Here is a 14,919-nt window from a genome sequence, read left to right as displayed (position 1 = left end):
TTGCACGAGGCGCAGATCGAGTTTTGCGTTCCTTGAGACCACCTGGAGCAGGCCGTGAGCCTGGCGAACGAGCTTCTGAGCCGGTGGGCGCCGATCATGCGCGCCGTCGAGCTGCGAAGCGGCAGCGGCGGCCGCTTCGAGGTCACCCTCGACGGGGAGCGGGTGTTCAGTAAGGCCAAGCTGCGCCGCTTCCCCAACCGTGGGGAGGTGGCCGCACTGTTCGAAAAGAAGCTGGGCCCGCCGCTGGATTGGCGCAATTCCTCGACCCCGTAACCGGCCGGGTGCGACCCGGGGCGCCCGGTCGATCGTTGTGGTACTAGCGCAATCTGCTGTTCGGTAACGAGGCCCGGCAGGCCTCGTGGGAGGGCGTCCCTGTGGTTGCACGCTCGCCGGCACCGCATTTCGAAGGCTGGCTCGACGAGGTCGTGGCGCTTGGCCTCTTGGTCAAGGATCGCGAAGCGCTCGGCCATAACCGTCGTGTCGCGCAGCTGTGCGTGCGCATCGGGCGTGAGCTGGCGATGACCGCGGCCGAGCTTCGCGTGCTGGCGCGGTCGGGCCTCCTGCATGACGTCGGCAAGCTCGGCGTCCCGGACGCCATCCTCGGCAAGGGCTCTTCGCTCGACGAGTCCGAGTGGACCCTCGTCAAGACGCATCCCGAGATGGGCCTCTCGATCTTCGGGGGTGGCGCCCAGGCGAAGCGCGAGGTGGGCGCCGTGCTCTACCACCACGAGCGCCTGGACGGCAGCGGCTACCCATACGGGCTCGTGGGCGAAGCCATCCCGATCGAAGCGCGCATCGTGGCCGTCGCCGACACCTACGACGCGCTGACGTCCGACCGGCCGTACCGGAAAGCCTGCAGTCCGTGGGCGGCGCGTCGGGTGCTGCTGGAGGAGGCGGTCGAGCGCCTCGACCCCAGAGTCGTCGGCGCGCTGCTGCGGGCTCTCGATTCGGCGACGCTTCGGGCGGTTTGAGCCGGCTGCGTTTCGCGTTCGTGTCGCCCGAGGCTGAACCGTGCCGCGGGCGGCGACCCGTCACCATTAAAGAATGAAGTTCGGCGTCGCCATCTTTCCCACCGACTACGCGATCTCGATGTCGGAGCTGGCGCCGGCCGCCGAGCAGCTGGGATTCGAGTCGCTGTGGGTCGCCGAGCATTCGCACATCCCGGCGAACCGGCAGACTCCGTGGCCGGGCGGCGCGGAGCTCCCCAAGCACTACTGGCACACGCTCGACCCGTTCATCGCGCTGACCGCGGCGGCGCTGGCTTCGAGGACGCTGCTGCTGGCCACCGGCATCTGCTTGGTGTCCCAGCGCGATCCGATCCACACCGCCAAGGAGGTCGCCAGCGTGGACCGCATCTCCAACGGCCGGTTCATCTTCGGTATCGGTGGCGGCTGGAATCGCGAAGAGATGGCCGACCACGGCACGGACTTCCGCCGGCGATGGCAGCTCATGCGTGAGCGCGTCGAGGCGATGAAGGCCATCTGGACCTGGGAGGAAGCCGAGTACCACGGCGACATGGTCGACTTCGGCCCCCTGTGGAGCTGGCCGAAGCCGGTCCAGAGGCCGCACCCGCCCGTCGTCCTGGGAGGCAGCGGCCCGAAGATCCTGGAGCGTGTGGTGCGCTACGCCGACGGCTGGATGCCGAATCGCGGCGACGTCATCGAGCGGATCCCCGAGCTCCGCGAGCTGGCGGAGGCGGCGGGCCGCGGCCACATACCGGTCTCGTACTACCCGAAAGCCACGGCCGCCGACATCGAGCGAGTCGCTGAAGCGGGGGTCGAACGGTGCATCTTTTACGTCCCGCCTGACGGCAGGGACCTGGCGCTCACCAAGCTCGAGGAGCTCGGCCGGCTGATCCAGCCGTTCTTGGGCTAACGGCCCTCCAGGAGGGTGCCGGGGATCGAGGCCCAGGTGCCGCCCTGCCGGCGAAACGCGATCCCGGAAAGCATCTCCAGCACGACCCGATTGGCGAGGAAGGCGGTGATCTCGGCCGCGTCGTAGGGCGGTGACACCTCGACCACGTCGATCCCGACCACCGGCAGCTCGATCGCGATGCGTCGCACGGCGTCCAGCAGCTGGCGGCCCGTCAGCCCGCCGGGTTCGGGCGTGCCGGTCCCCGGCGCCATGCCGGGGTCGACCACATCCAGGTCGACGGAGACGAAAACGCCATCGCAGTCGTCGACGGCGATGGCGAACGCCTCCTCGAGCACCGCGTCGAGGCCGCGCCGCACCACCTCGTGCATCTCGAACGACCGCATGCGCTGCTCGGCCATCCACCGCAGGGTTTCCGGCTCCGGCCAGTAGCCGCGCAGGCCGATCTGGAGAAAGCGGTCGCCGCGGCACGCGCCGGACTCGATGAGCCGGCGCATGGGCAGCCCGTGGCCGATCAGGCTGCCGAATTGGATCGAGCCGGCGTCTGCGTGCGCGTCGAAATGGATCACCGACACGCGGCCCCAGCCCTTGGCGCGCGCGACGCCCGTCACGTTCGGCCAGGTGATCGTGTGATCGCCGCCCAGGATCAACGGGATCGCCCCGGCTTCGGTCGCCATCCGCACCGCGTTCTCGAGGGCGTCCAGCGGCACCCTGGCCTCGACACCGGGCATCTCGATGTCGCCGGCATCCACCACACGCAGCTGCCGGAGCGGGTCGACGCGAAGCGCCAGGTGCGGTCGCGACGAGTCGTGGGGCAGGTAGTCGGTGGTCCGGATCATCTTGGGCCCGAAGCGCGCCCCGGCGCGATACGAGGCGCCGGCGTCATAGGGCGCGCCGATGATCACGACCTCCGCACCTTCGAAAGTGGAGGGTTGGTCGAGGTCGCACCGCTCCACGCCGAGGAAGGTCACGTCAGGTCCGAACATGCCTCCGGTGCGCGGCCGAGCGTTGCCCACCCGATCAGGAACGCAGGTCTTTGGCCATCTCGGCGAAGTTGTCGACGTATCGCTGAACGTCGTCGACCGAGTGCTGGACTGACAGGGTCCAGTTCTCCTCGGCGCCGGGCGCCATGAGCACGCCGCGGTTGCACTGGTACAGCCAGCTCAGGTAGGCGAGCGACCTGTCGATCTCGAGGTAGTCGCGGTAGTTGCGAACCCGGCGGGCGCGATAGGTCATGCCGCCGCGCGCAGCCAGCGTGGTGACGTGAAAAGGCAGCTCGTGTTCGGCGATGATCGCGTCCAACCCGCCCTGCAGCGACTCGGCCAGGGCGTCGAAATGCGCGTACGCGGCCGGGTCCAGGATCTCCAGCAGCGTCACCCTGGAGGCGGCCATGGTCAGGGGGTTGCCGTTGAACGTGCCCATCTGGGCGACGCGCTTGTCCTCGATCACCGCCATCACGTCCTCGCGCCCGCCCACTGCGCCGCACGGAAGCCCACCCCCGATGGCCTTGGCCAGCGCCACCAGGTCGGGGGTGGTGCCGAAGCGCTCGGTGGCGCCGCCGGGCGCGATCGTCACGCCGGTCTTGACCTCGTCAAAGATCAACAGCGCGCCGTGGCGGTGGGCGATCTCCTTGATCGCGTCGAGATAGCCGCGGTCGGGCAGCACGATGCCGACGTTCATCATCGCGGGCTCGACGATCACCGCGGCCACTTCATCGCGGTGCCGCGCGAACGCCTTCTCCAGGGCGGCCGGGTCGTTGAAGGGCACGACCGTCGTCAGCGCGACGATGGCGGCGGGGATGCCCTCGCTCTGCGGGACCGAGGCCGGGGCGTCGGCCGCGCCCATCAGGGCGGGCGGTGGCTCGACCGAGACCATGAGCGCGTCATGGTGGCCGTGGTAGGAGGCCTCGATCTTGATCAGCCGCTCGCGGCCGGTGAAGCCGCGGGCGATCCGGACCGCGTCTAGTGTCGATTCGGTCCCCGAGTTGGTGAACCGCCACTTCGGTTGACCGAATCGGCGGGCCAGCTCGCGCGCCACGACCACGCCATCCTCGACCGGCTGCGCGAAGTGCGAGCCCTGGGCGATCTGGCGGCTGACCGCGTCGACGATCTTGGGATGCGCGTGGCCGACCACCATGACGCCGAAGCCGTTGTGGAAGTCGACGTACTCGTTCCCGTCCACGTCCCACGCCCGGCTACCGCGCCCGCGGGCCATGAATATCGGCTGCGGGGAGGCGTCTTGGAACGACGAGGGGACGCCGCGCGGCAGCACGCCACGAGCCTCCGTCCACAGCTGATGGGAGCGCGGCCGCGCCTGGCGGAAGCGTTCCTCCTCACCCTGGATGAGTTCCGCGACGCGCGCGGCCGGCACCTCTTTGGTGGTCGTTGTCGCCATAAAATCCGCCCTCCCCGTGAATGCGCGCCCAGGGCTCGCCCGGCCCGAGCGCCGCTCTCGCGCGCCCCGGGACCTTCGGCTGCCTTGACAGCGATCGGCCGCGGAACTGCAATTGTCGCGAATTTGAGTCTCCCGTCATGAACCGGGTGTGACTCGGCCTATTTGGGCGGTTGGGCCTGGTCCTGCAACGCCGCGTTGGCTCTGGCCAGATCGACGTAAAGCTGGCGGGTCTGAAGCAGGTTGCGGACGCGCAGGACGACCTCCTGCCGGTCGAGAGGCTTGATCAGGAATTCGTCCGCGCCCAGGATGAGGGCGCTGTTTCGCGCCACATGCCCGGTGTCCCCGGTGAGCACGATGACGGGGAGGAAGCCGAGGCTCAACCGCGCGCTGCGGAGGCGGCGCAGCACCTCCAGCCCGTCGGGGTCGGGCATGTGCAGGTCGAGCAGGAGCAGGTCGGGTTCGAATTCGGCGAAGACCTGCTCGACCTGGCGTGAGTCGCTCAGCACACGGATCACGTCCACGGTGCCGGCCAGGTAGCTCTCCAGAAGCAACAGGTTCGCCGGCTCGTCGTCCACGATCAGCACGCGCCCGCTCATCGCTATCCGGCTCCCCGTGCGTGCCCCAGCGGCAGCGTGAAGTGGAACTCGGTGCCTGAGCCGGCACAGCTGTCCACCCAGATGCGCCCTCCGTGCATCTCGACGATCTGACGGGTGATCGCCAGGCCGAGCCCGGTGCCGATGATCTTGCTGCTCGTCTTCTCATATCGCTCATAGCGCCCGAAAAGGCGCTTCTGGAAGTCGGGCGTGATTCCGATCCCGTGGTCTCGCACGCCGATTTCGACGTGACCGTCACTGACCTGGCTCGTGACCGTGATCTCGCCGCCGTCAGGCGAGTACTTGATCGCGTTGCTCAGCAGGTTGGAGAGCACCTGGGTGAGGCGATCCGAGTCGCCTTGCACGATCGGCTGAGCGTGATCAAGGCGGGTCGTGATGTCGTGCCGTGAGCTGATGGCGCGGGCTCGCTCGACCGCCTCCTCGACCACCAGGTTGAGATTCAAGGGCGCGATGCGCATGACCAGACGGCCGGCCTCGATGCGGTCGAGGTCGAGCATGTCGTTGATCATCCGGTTGAGCCGCTCCGCGTCCTTGTTGATGTCGCCGGCGAATCCCTTGATCTCTTCCATCAGGAGGTCTTCGTCGCGGATCATCTCGCTGAAGCCCTGGATGCCGACCAGGGCAGTGCGAAACTCGTGGCTGACCAGGGCGACGAACTCGCTCTTCAGCTCATTCAACCGCTCGAGCCCCGCGAGGTGGGCCATCGCCGCCTCGTTGGCGGCGTGCTCGGCGTCGGCGTCTTCGTACATCGCCAGGAAGTACGCGACCTTGCCGGCCGCGTTCCTCACGCTCGTCGCGCTCCAGTGCAGCCAGACGGTGGTGCCGTCCTTGCGGATCGCCTTGCTGTCCGATTCGATGGTGTCCACGGCACCATTCCAGAGCGGTTGGAACAGGGCGAAGACGCGCGTGAACTCGTCCGGGTGCAGGTAACTCGCAACCGGCGTGCCGATCATTTCCACGGGTTCGGTGTGCAGTAGCGATCCCAGGCGAGGGTTCGCGTCGACGATGTTCATGTCCGGAGTCACGCGGGCGATGCCCAGCGGCGCGCGGGCGATGATCTCATTGAGGAGCGTGGTCCGGCGCTGCAGGCGGGCTTCGGTCCGCTGACTCTGGCGAAGCAGGTCGAGCGAGTCGCGGTGAGAGAGCAGCTGATTGCCCACGAGCAGGATTCCGATGCCTCCCGCGAGTACGGTCGAGAAGCGATCCAGGAGCTGGTCGGTCGCCGCCAGCCATATGGCCGTGACGGCCGCCATGAGCAACGCGACCCACGGCAGCGCCAGCTGCCAGAGCTCGATCGGCCCTTCGACCGCGGCGCGGCGATGGTCCGCCGCCGGCCACAGCGGGGCCAGCGCGATCATCAGGTAACCGATCACCCAACCCGCATCGAGCAGGTCGCCGAGGGCCCCGTACGAGCCGTTGGCGGTGAGGTAGGCGAAAGCGCTGTCGGCACTTGCGTTGGCGGCCAGGCCGCCAAGCAGCAGCAGCATGCGGCCGAGGTTCGCGCTGGCCGCTCCGCGCCGCAGCGCAAGCGTCAGGACGGTGATCGTGATGATGTCGCCGAGCGGGTACGCCAGTCCGATCAGCTGGGCCGCGGGCGAGGCGGGCGAAATCAGGTAGACCCGGGCGAGGCCGAGCGACCAGGCGACGAACAGCAGCGAGAGGGCGACTATCGCCCCGGCCAGGAGTGCCTCTCCACGGCTGGTCAACCGGCTTGGAGCCGGGGTGAAGGCGAAGACCCCGCCGATGGCCAACGGGATGGCTGATAGGTACCCAGCGTCAGCCCATGACGGGAAGGGGACGCTGACCCCCAGGCCGACCTCGTACACCGACCAGACGACCTCGCCGATCCCCCAAGTGGCGGCCGAGATCGCGAACAGCGACCACGCGAGGCGGATCCGGTCCGAGGCGCGGCCGGCGGCGAGGGCGCAGCTGGCGGCCGCGATCAGCGCCGCCACCGCCTCGCCGACGTCGTCGACAGCGATCGTGGCCCGGTCGCCGCCGATCCGCAGCGCCGTCCAGGCGACGAACGCCGCGGCCAGGCAGGCGGCGATCGTCGCCCCGGCCGTGAACGCTCGCCAGCGACGGAAGCCGGCGCCGGTCATGGTCAGACTCAAACCCGGCGACGGCGTGGAGGTTCGTCCGGCCGGCCGGCTGTGGCGACCCGAGGAGGCATGCACGGGAGAAGTATTCCTGGCCACTTCTCCTCACAGCCTATGTTAATTCATGCAATTCTCAGTTAACATAGGCGGGCAGTAACTTGTAGCAGGGCCGCGAGGGGTGCTGGAGACGGCTATGTGTGGGAGAGACTGCTCATCGAAGGCACATACGGCGACTGCCGCTGGGACGAGCCAGCCCTCGTCGACGAGGATGCTGCCGGGCTCGCCGAGCCCAGGCCTGGGCTTGCATGCGCCATCCTCCTCGTCGCCGCCGCCGCGATGGCGCTGGCGGCGCTGCCATCGGCGATCGCGCTGGGCACGTTCCCCTCGCCAGCTGACGATCTCGTCCTGCGACTCGGCGTGGTGGCTGCGGTTTTGGCTGGGGTGAAGCTGGCGGCGATGGCTTGGGGCCTCGCCGGCCGCTTGTGGGCCAGGTTCCCGGCCAGCGTCGCCGCCGCCAACGTCGCTTGATCCTCCGTTCGGCGATTTCGGAACCCCGGACCCTGGCACTGGTCTGTGCCGAAAAGGAGGTGAGATGAATGCGAAAGTTTCTGTACGCCGCGATCCTGGCGGCGACGATGGTCTTGACGCTGGCGGTTAGCGCCGGCGCCGGCGGCTCCGTGCCCTGCTGCCCCTAATCCCCTTTACCACTGTCGTCAATTCATCTTTGTGAAGTGAGGCAATCTCAGATAAGCTGATATCAATGTCAGAGGTGCTCACGCACCCTTCCGGAACCGACGCTCCGAGACGGGATGGGAAGATCGCCTCGGGTCGCCGGGGGCGCCGGCGCGGGGTCGAGATCAAGCCGGGCTCGGTCAAACAGGCAAGGATGGAGGCCGGGCTGAGCCTCGGCCAGGTGGCGGGCGATGCGATCAGCCGGACGGCCATCTACTTCGTCGAGACCGGGAAGGCGAAGCCGTCGATGGAGACGCTCAAGCTCATCGCCGAGCGCACGGGGCGGCCCCTCGACTACTTCCTGGCTCGGCCGAGCACCATGGAGCCTCGATCCTCAGCCGGGACGGCGGAGCTGGAGCGCCTGATCGCCGTTGGCGATGCGGCGGGGGCGCTGGCCGCGGGCGAGGCTGCGCTCAGCCAGAAGCACGATGCGGAGGCCGACGCGCGCCTCAAGCACCTGATGGCGAGCGCGCACCTGCGCCTGGCGCAGCCGGCGGCTGCACGGCGCCTCGCCTCGGCCGCCAGGAGACATTTCGAGGAGGTCGGCGATTCCCTGATGACGGCGGAGTGCATGGGCAGCGAAGCGTCGGCGGCCTACCTCATGCAGGATCCCAGCGCGCTTTCGCTCGCCGAAGACGCCCTGCGGCTGTGCCGCTCGCTCGTCCCGGTGCCGCGGATCACCGAGGCCCGGCTGCTCGCCATCCTGGGCGGCGTCTACGCCACCAACCAGGACTGGCCGGCGGCCATCGACAGCTACGAGCAGGCGATCGCGGCGGGTGATGTGGTCCAGGACCTGCGGCGGCTTTCGATCATGTACAGCGGTCTCAGCTTCGCCTACCAGGAGGTGGGCCAGCTCAACCAGGCAGCCAACTACGCCCATCGCGCACTCGCGATTCACGAGACGCTGGACGATCGCATCTCCCTCGCTCGATCCGAAAACAACCTCGGATTGGTCCTCTTCCGGCGCGGCGAGTTTCCTGAGGCCCAGCGGCACCTGACCCGCTCGCTTCGGTTGTTCGAGGATTCGGGAGTCGATACCGGGAAGGCAGAGGTCCTCTTGAGCCTGTGCGAGCTGTGCTTTGCGCGTGGGGAGCATGCGCGAGCCGGCCGGCTCGCTGCGGAAGGGCTGGAAGTCGCCGAAAAAGTGGCGGAGCTGGCCACCGCCGGCACCGCGCACACCTGGATCGGTCGCGTGGCGGCCGCCGGCGGCGACGACGTCCGGGCCGGCGCCGAGTTTCAGACGGCCTTTGAGATCCTGGAAAAGTGCGGCGCGCGTGAGCGCTTGAGCCGGGCCCACGTCGCCTACGCCGAGATCCTGGAGAGTCGGGGCGACCTGGTGGGCGGCAACGCCCAGCTGAAGCAGGCCATCGCCGCGTGGCGCCCGGCACTGAGCGGCCCCAGGGCCGCGGAGTCTCGAGCCGACATCGCCTGAGCGCGGGTGCCGCTCGCGCCCGCCCCGGTGCGCCCTGGAGCTGACCCAAGCCCTAAGCCGGGTCGGATCCGATCGATTAACACTACAATCCGAAGTCGGGGGTTTGACTTAACAATGGGCAGAGGGAGGCTTTGAGGGGGCATGCCGGTCGTCCTGGTGGTTGACGACGGAGCGGCCAACCGCGAACTGATCAACGCCTACCTGGATGAGATCGACTGCGAGGTGCTGCTGGCCGAGGACGGCGCCGCCGCCCTCGACCTGATCGAGACCGAACCGCCCGACCTCGTCCTCCTGGACGTCCAGATGCCGGGGCTGGACGGCTATGAGGTCTGCCGCCGCATCAAGGCCATGCCTCGGGGCCGTCTGCTGCCGGTGGTCATGATCACGGCTTCATACCAGACCGACGATCGGGTGACCGCACTCGAGTCGGGCGCCGACGACTTCATGACCAAACCGGTCGAGCGGGTCGAACTGGTGGCACGGGTCAGATCCGCCCTGCGGCTCAAGGCGCTGTACAACACGCTCGACAGCGCGGAGCAGGTGATCTTCGCCCTCGCCGCCGCGGTCGAGGCCAAGGACGCCTTCACCGAGCGGCACACCCAGCGCGTGGGCGAGTCGGCCCGGCACGTGGGCAGGCGGCTCGGACTGCCCGAGGTCGCGCTCGACGCCCTGTACCGCGGCGGGATCATCCACGACATCGGCAAGATCGGCGTGCCCGACGCCATCCTGCTCAAGCCCGGCCCGCTCGACGGCCTCGAAACGGCGCGCATGCAGGCCCACCCGGCCATCGGCGAAAGCATCGTGCGGCCGCTGCATTCCGGGTCCAGCCTCCTGCCGATCATCCGCCACCACCACGAGCGATATGACGGGCGTGGGTATCCCGACGGCCTTCGGGGTCAAGAGATTCCGCGCCTGGCCCGGATCGTCTCGGTTTGCGACGCGTACGACGCGCTGGTCAACGACCGTCCGTATCGCGCCCGCCGCTCGGTCGAGGAGGCGGTCGCGGTGCTGGTCGACGGCGCCGGGACGCAGTGGGATCCCGAGATGGTCGACCTGTTCGCCAGCGAGATACCCGCCCTTCAGCGCCTCGGCGCCGCCTGAGGTATCGATGAAAGACCTCCTGCCCTACCTGCAGAACATCAGCGCCCTGGCGTTCCTGCTCCTGGGTGTCCTCACCGCCGTGACCTGGGTGCGCCGCCGAGACCCCTCGGTGGGGTTCCTCGCGCTGGCGATCGTCCTGCTCGCCCTGGTCTCGTCGTTCGGCCGGATCACCTCACTCCTGCATCTCACCTCACCTGCGCTGACGCAGGTCAGCCTCTTCGCTTTCGTCGGCTCGGGCTACGCCCTGCTTCGATATCGGGGCTCCCTGATCCCGCTGACCCGGACGTGGCACATCGTCGCGCTCGTGGCCACGGTGGCCGCGGTCGCGGTGTTTTTGGCGGCCCAGGTCCTGGTCGCCGCGGGAATTGCCCATCTCGACGTCGAGACCGGGGCCGCCATCGCGCTCGTCCTGGTCTGGGCGGCTCTGGTGGTCGAACCGACCGTGCGCTTCTGGCTCGTCGCGCGCGGTGTGCCGGCGGTCCAGGCATGGCGGTTGCGCTCCCTGAGCATCGGCTTCGCCGGGATCGTGGCGATCCTTTTGTTCGCGGTCCTGGCCGGAGAGGTCGCCAACAACCCCGTGGCGCAGGTCGTGATCCAGGTGCTGGTCATCGCCATCGTCCCGCTGCTGTACGTCAGTTTTTCCCCCCCAGCCTGGCTGCGGCGCCAGTGGCGCGCCTCCGAAGAAGAGGGATTGCGGGCGTTCATGGAGCAGTTCCTGCTCAGCGACGATCGAGACGCGCTCGCCAACCGGGCTCTCGAATGGGCCATGCGGATCGTGGGCGGCGGGGCGGCGGCGAGCTTTGCTGACGACGGCACCCTGCGCGCGACGCGCGGCCTCGAAGAGGATCAGATCGGCGAGTTGAAGGCTCGGCTTCCCGAGCTCCACTACGGTGTGAGTCGCGTCGCGATCGCCGGTGCGGAGGCCACCGTCCTCACGCTGCCCATCGCCGGGCTTTCCGGCTCGGGGACCCTGGTCGTTCTCGCGGGTCCGTTCAGCCCGAGCTTCGGCGGAGACGAGATGAGCCGCGTGCAGCAGCTGATGAGCGCTTTCGTCACCGCCCTGGACCGGATGCACCTCGTCGCCCAGCTCAAGGAGAGCAACGCCCGCCTCCAGGATGCCAACCGCCACAAGAGCGTGTTTCTGGCCAGCATGAGCCACGAGCTTCGAACTCCGCTCAACGCGATCCTGGGCTTTTCCGAGCTGCTGATCGACGCCAACAACGGTCAGTACCCACCCGCCACCCGGAAGCGGTTCCTCGAGCAGATCCATTCCAGTGGGAAGCACCTGCTCGGCCTGATCAACGACATCCTCGACCTCTCGAAGATCGAGGCCGGTCAGATGGAGCTTCGACTGCAAACCGTGTCGGTCGCCGAGGTCGTGCAGCAGGTGCTCAGCACGGTCGAGCCGCTGGCGGCACAGAAGCAGATCCAGATCAAGCCCGGGGAGGTCGACGCCGGCGAGATCACGGTGGACCCGGGGAAGTTCAAGCAGATGCTGCTCAACCTGCTCTCCAACGCGGTCAAGTTCACGCCGGAGGGCGGCGTCGTGACCATCCAGGCGCAACGTCTGGCCGATGCGGTCGAGGTCGCCGTCGCCGACAACGGGATCGGCATCGCCGGCGAGGACCAGGAGCGCGTGTTCAACGAGTTCCAGCAGGTCGATTCCGGGGTCGGCCGGCAGCAGCCGGGCACCGGGCTCGGGCTGACGCTGACCCGGCGCTTCGCCAACCTGCACGGCGGCGACGTCCGGCTCGTCAGCGAGCTGGGCAAGGGGAGCGTCTTCACCCTCACCCTGCCCACCGAGCCTCGCCGCGCGATGGCGCCAGCGCCCGCGCCGCCGGCGCCCGCGGGCCGGGTGAGCGCGGGCGACCACCGGCCGCTCGTCCTGGTCGTCGAGGACGACCCGGGCGCGGCCGAGCTGCTCACGCGGCAGATCGAACGGTCGGGATTCAAGACCGAGGTCGCCCGCACCGGCACCGAGGCACTGATCAAAGCGCACGACGACCGGCCGGCCGCCATCACCCTCGACATCCTCCTGCCAGACCTCGACGGGTGGGAGGTCCTGACGAGGTTGAAGCGCGATGAGGCGACGATGGACATTCCGGTCATCGTGGTCAGCGTCGTCGACAACCCCGAGCTGGGGGTCGCCCTGGGGGCGCTGGACTATTTCGTCAAACCGGTCCAGGCCGCAGAGCTCATGAGCCGGCTGGCGAGGTTCAACCTGAAGCAAAAGGGCGGCGAGAAGCTCACAGTCCTGGTCGTCGACGATGAGGAGGCCAACCGCGACTGGCTGCGGCGGGTCCTCGTGCCGGCCGGGTTCGACGTCGTGGTCGCCGCCGGCGGCAAGGAGGCCATCGAGCTGGCGAAGACGTTGGGGCCGGACCTCGTTTTGCTCGACCTTATGATGCCGGAGGTGACGGGCTTCGATGTGGTTGAGGCGCTGCGTGCGGATGAATCCACGCGGGCCATTCCGATCATGGTCCTGACGGCGAAGAACCTGACCGACGCCGACATCCGGCAGCTGAACGGCCATGTTTCGACGATCCTCCGGCGCGGCTCCACCGGCGCGTCAGATCTGTTGGAATTGCTCAGGCAAGTGGTCATCACGAACGGCAACCGGCGATGAGCAAGGACACCCTGATCCTTTTGGTCGAGGACAACGAAGCCAACCAGCTGCTCGCGTCCTCGGTGCTCGAACGGGAGGGCTATCGGGTCGACGTGGCCGCCTCGTCGGAGGAGGCCAGGGTGCTGCTCAACGACTGCGCCCCCGACCTCATCCTGATGGACGTGCAGCTGCCCGGACAGGACGGCCTCTCGTTCACGCGACAGCTGAGGTCCGACCCGGCCACGGCGCACATCCCCATCGTCGCCCTCACCGCCCTGGCGATGTCCGGCGACCGGGAGCGGACGCTGGCGGCAGGCTGCTCGGGCTACATCTCAAAGCCGATCGACACCAGAACATTCGCCAGCGAGGTTCGTAAGTTCCTGCCGACTCCGCCCTAGTGCTCCCGGGCGGCCGCGCATGACCCGTAAGCAGCTGATCCTGATCGTCGAAGACGACGAGGCAAGCCGGCTGCTGGCCACCGCGACCCTGGAACGTGAGGGTTTCGCCGTCATCGGAGCGGTATCAGCCGAAGAGGGGCTCAGGCTGATCGGCCGCCGCCCACCGGATCTGATCCTCATGGACATCGAGCTTCCCGGGATGGGCGGACTCGAGCTCACGAGGGAGCTCAAATCCGACCCGGCCACGGCCGCGATCCCAGTCGTGGCGCTCACCGCGCACACGATGCCGCTGCACGAACGGGCGGCCCTCGCCGCGGGCTGCGAGGCGTTCATCGCCAAACCTGTCAGTCCCGCCGTGCTGCGCGCCGAGGTCCGGAAGCGGATCCGGCGACCGGGGCGGGCCGGAAAGTGAAGACCGACGAGCGCTCCGAGCCGGCCAGCGAAGGCACGGTCGTCGAACAGCGGCTCCAGCTCCTCCAGGGCATCTCGATCTTCTTCACTCTGCCCGACGCCGACCTGCGCCGCCTGGCGCGCAAGCTGCGTCCGCGGCGAGCCGGAGCGCGCACGCTGATCCTGCGTCAGGGTGAGCTCTCCAACCGCATCTTCATCCTCCAGAGCGGTCGGTGCGAAGTCCGCGCGCAGTGGGCGCCCGGTCACAGCGTGACCGTCGCGATGCTGTCGAGCGGCGATTTCTTTGGCGTCAGCGCGTTGACCACGGACCAGGCCCTGGCCCAGGCAGCCTCGGTCACGGCCACAGAGGATTGCGAGCTGCTCGAGCTTGATCGCGCCGCGGTCGATGCCGTGCTGGCCGCCGGCTCTCCGGCGCGGTTGGAGCTCGTGCGCCTGGTCGAACAGCGGCGGCAGGGTATCTCGCAGCTGGTGGCGCGGGCGCAGGCCGTCTCGCCTGAGCACCATGGGATGGTGGTGGCGATCTACTCGGTCAAGGGCGGCTCCGGCAAGACGAGCATTGCCGTGAACCTGGCCGTGTCGCTCGGCATGAAGCACCGCGGTGAGTGCGTCCTCCTGGATCTGGGATTGCCGTACAACCATGCGGCGCTGGTCGCCAACCTCGTTCCGACAGGCTGCGTGGCGCTCAGTCAGAGAACGGGGGAGGGGGATCGCTTCGAAGAATCACTCCTCAGCGCCTGCCTCCACCATCCGTCCGGCGCGGTGGTCCTGCCCGGCACGCTCAAGGTCGAGCAGTCCGAGCTCGTCACGCCCGAGGTGGTGCAGCGGACCCTGGACGTGCTCGAGAAAACGTTCTCCTACGTCGTCGTCGACCTCGGCGTCGCGCTCACTGAGGTGACGCTCGGCGTCCTTGAACGGGCCAGCCGTGTCCTGCTGGTGGTGACGCCTGAGCTGCCCGCCCTGAAGGACACCACCGAGCTGCTCGAGGTGTTCGAGAAGGTGCTGAAGATCTCGGCCGGCAACGTGAGCCTCGTTCTCAATCACCCCCGCCCGCGGCCCGTGGTCACGCGTGCCGACGCGGAGCGGGTGATCGGGCGGCCGATGGAGCATGAGATCGTCCACGACGGCGCCCGGTTTGATCGAGCCGCGGTCACGGGCGAGGTCCTGGTCGCCGGCGCTCCCTCGAGCCCGCCCGCGAAAGCGCTGCAGCGGCTGGCAGGCCACGTCGCCCAGGAATACAAGGCGCACGCGAAAGCGGGCTGAG

14 protein-coding genes are annotated in these 14,919 nt (G+C 68.5%); 10 read left to right on the top strand and 4 right to left on the bottom strand.

What is annotated here, in order from left to right:
- Window positions 1–42: 42 nt before the first annotated feature.
- From EPN29_09755 to EPN29_09745, 3 genes are all read left to right on the top strand, one after another.
- The gene (locus EPN29_09755; GenBank protein ID TAN32438.1) at window positions 43–273 is read left to right on the top strand and encodes a SelT/SelW/SelH family protein; all 231 of its coding nucleotides are present in this window, start codon (window positions 43–45) and stop codon (window positions 271–273) included.
- Between the two features lie 53 nt (window positions 274–326).
- The gene (locus EPN29_09750) at window positions 327–971 is read left to right on the top strand and encodes an HD-GYP domain-containing protein (GenBank protein ID TAN32437.1); all 645 of its coding nucleotides are present in this window, start codon (window positions 327–329) and stop codon (window positions 969–971) included.
- Window positions 972–1,044: 73 nt separating this feature from the next.
- Window positions 1,045–1,875 carry an LLM class F420-dependent oxidoreductase gene (locus tag EPN29_09745; protein ID TAN32436.1) on the top strand — a complete coding sequence of 277 codons (831 nt, stop codon included), beginning with the start codon at window positions 1,045–1,047 and terminating at the stop codon, window positions 1,873–1,875.
- Here EPN29_09745 and speB read toward each other — a convergent pair.
- The 4 genes from speB to EPN29_09725 form a co-directional block, all read right to left on the bottom strand.
- Window positions 1,872–2,858: an agmatinase gene (speB, locus tag EPN29_09740; protein ID TAN32493.1), complete on the bottom strand. Its 987-nt coding sequence runs from the start codon at window positions 2,856–2,858 to the stop codon at window positions 1,872–1,874. The genes EPN29_09745 and speB overlap by 4 nt on opposite strands.
- A 34-nt stretch (window positions 2,859–2,892) precedes the next feature.
- Entirely contained in the window at window positions 2,893–4,266 is a 1,374-nt protein-coding gene (locus EPN29_09735) for an aspartate aminotransferase family protein (GenBank protein TAN32435.1), read from the bottom strand.
- 158 nt (window positions 4,267–4,424) lie between these two features.
- Window positions 4,425–4,862, bottom strand: a complete 438-nt coding sequence (locus tag EPN29_09730) for a response regulator (GenBank protein ID TAN32434.1) — start codon at window positions 4,860–4,862, stop codon at window positions 4,425–4,427.
- Window positions 4,863–4,864: 2 nt separating this feature from the next.
- Entirely contained in the window at window positions 4,865–6,994 is a 2,130-nt protein-coding gene (locus tag EPN29_09725) for a PAS domain-containing sensor histidine kinase (protein ID TAN32433.1), read from the bottom strand.
- Between the two features lie 180 nt (window positions 6,995–7,174).
- On the opposite strand from EPN29_09725, the gene EPN29_09720 reads away from it, so the two are divergent.
- From EPN29_09720 to EPN29_09690, 7 genes are all read left to right on the top strand, one after another.
- Complete coding sequence (locus EPN29_09720) at window positions 7,175–7,507, top strand: hypothetical protein (GenBank protein TAN32432.1); 333 nt, start codon at window positions 7,175–7,177, stop codon at window positions 7,505–7,507.
- A 232-nt stretch (window positions 7,508–7,739) separates the two neighbouring features.
- A complete protein-coding gene (locus EPN29_09715) occupies window positions 7,740–9,143 on the top strand; it encodes a tetratricopeptide repeat protein (protein TAN32431.1) in 1,404 nt (467 codons plus the stop codon).
- 141 nt (window positions 9,144–9,284) lie between these two features.
- On the top strand, window positions 9,285–10,244 hold the full coding sequence (locus EPN29_09710) for a response regulator (protein ID TAN32430.1): 960 nt from the start codon (window positions 9,285–9,287) through the stop codon (window positions 10,242–10,244).
- The gene (locus EPN29_09705) at window positions 10,006–12,870 is read left to right on the top strand and encodes a response regulator (GenBank protein TAN32429.1); all 2,865 of its coding nucleotides are present in this window, start codon (window positions 10,006–10,008) and stop codon (window positions 12,868–12,870) included. Before EPN29_09710 ends, EPN29_09705 begins: the two co-directional genes overlap by 239 nt.
- A complete protein-coding gene (locus EPN29_09700; protein TAN32428.1) occupies window positions 12,867–13,247 on the top strand; it encodes a response regulator in 381 nt (126 codons plus the stop codon). The genes EPN29_09705 and EPN29_09700 overlap by 4 nt, the downstream gene beginning before the upstream one ends.
- A 19-nt stretch (window positions 13,248–13,266) precedes the next feature.
- The gene (locus EPN29_09695) at window positions 13,267–13,659 is read left to right on the top strand and encodes a response regulator (protein ID TAN32427.1); all 393 of its coding nucleotides are present in this window, start codon (window positions 13,267–13,269) and stop codon (window positions 13,657–13,659) included.
- The gene (locus EPN29_09690; GenBank protein TAN32426.1) at window positions 13,656–14,918 is read left to right on the top strand and encodes a cyclic nucleotide-binding domain-containing protein; all 1,263 of its coding nucleotides are present in this window, start codon (window positions 13,656–13,658) and stop codon (window positions 14,916–14,918) included. The genes EPN29_09695 and EPN29_09690 overlap by 4 nt, the downstream gene beginning before the upstream one ends.
- The last annotated feature ends 1 nt before the right edge of the window (window position 14,919 follow it).

Source organism: bacterium, assembly GCA_004299235.1.
Taxonomy (GTDB): Bacteria; Chloroflexota; Dormibacteria; order Dormibacterales; family Dormibacteraceae; genus SCQL01.
Note: the sequence above shows the minus strand (reverse complement) of the source record. Positions and strands in the feature narration are given on the sequence as shown.

Coding starts and splice junctions, on each gene's coding strand:
- EPN29_09745 (TAN32436.1), top strand. CDS start 1,045: ATGAAGTTCGGCGTCGCCATCTTTCCCACCGACTACGCGATCTCGATG.
- speB (TAN32493.1), bottom strand. CDS start 2,858: ATGTTCGGACCTGACGTGACCTTCCTCGGCGTGGAGCGGTGCGACCTC.
- EPN29_09735 (TAN32435.1), bottom strand. CDS start 4,266: ATGGCGACAACGACCACCAAAGAGGTGCCGGCCGCGCGCGTCGCGGAA.
- EPN29_09730 (TAN32434.1), bottom strand. CDS start 4,862: ATGAGCGGGCGCGTGCTGATCGTGGACGACGAGCCGGCGAACCTGTTG.
- EPN29_09715 (TAN32431.1), top strand. CDS start 7,740: ATGTCAGAGGTGCTCACGCACCCTTCCGGAACCGACGCTCCGAGACGG.
- EPN29_09710 (TAN32430.1), top strand. CDS start 9,285: ATGCCGGTCGTCCTGGTGGTTGACGACGGAGCGGCCAACCGCGAACTG.
- EPN29_09705 (TAN32429.1), top strand. CDS start 10,006: ATGACGGGCGTGGGTATCCCGACGGCCTTCGGGGTCAAGAGATTCCGC.
- EPN29_09700 (TAN32428.1), top strand. CDS start 12,867: ATGAGCAAGGACACCCTGATCCTTTTGGTCGAGGACAACGAAGCCAAC.
- EPN29_09695 (TAN32427.1), top strand. CDS start 13,267: ATGACCCGTAAGCAGCTGATCCTGATCGTCGAAGACGACGAGGCAAGC.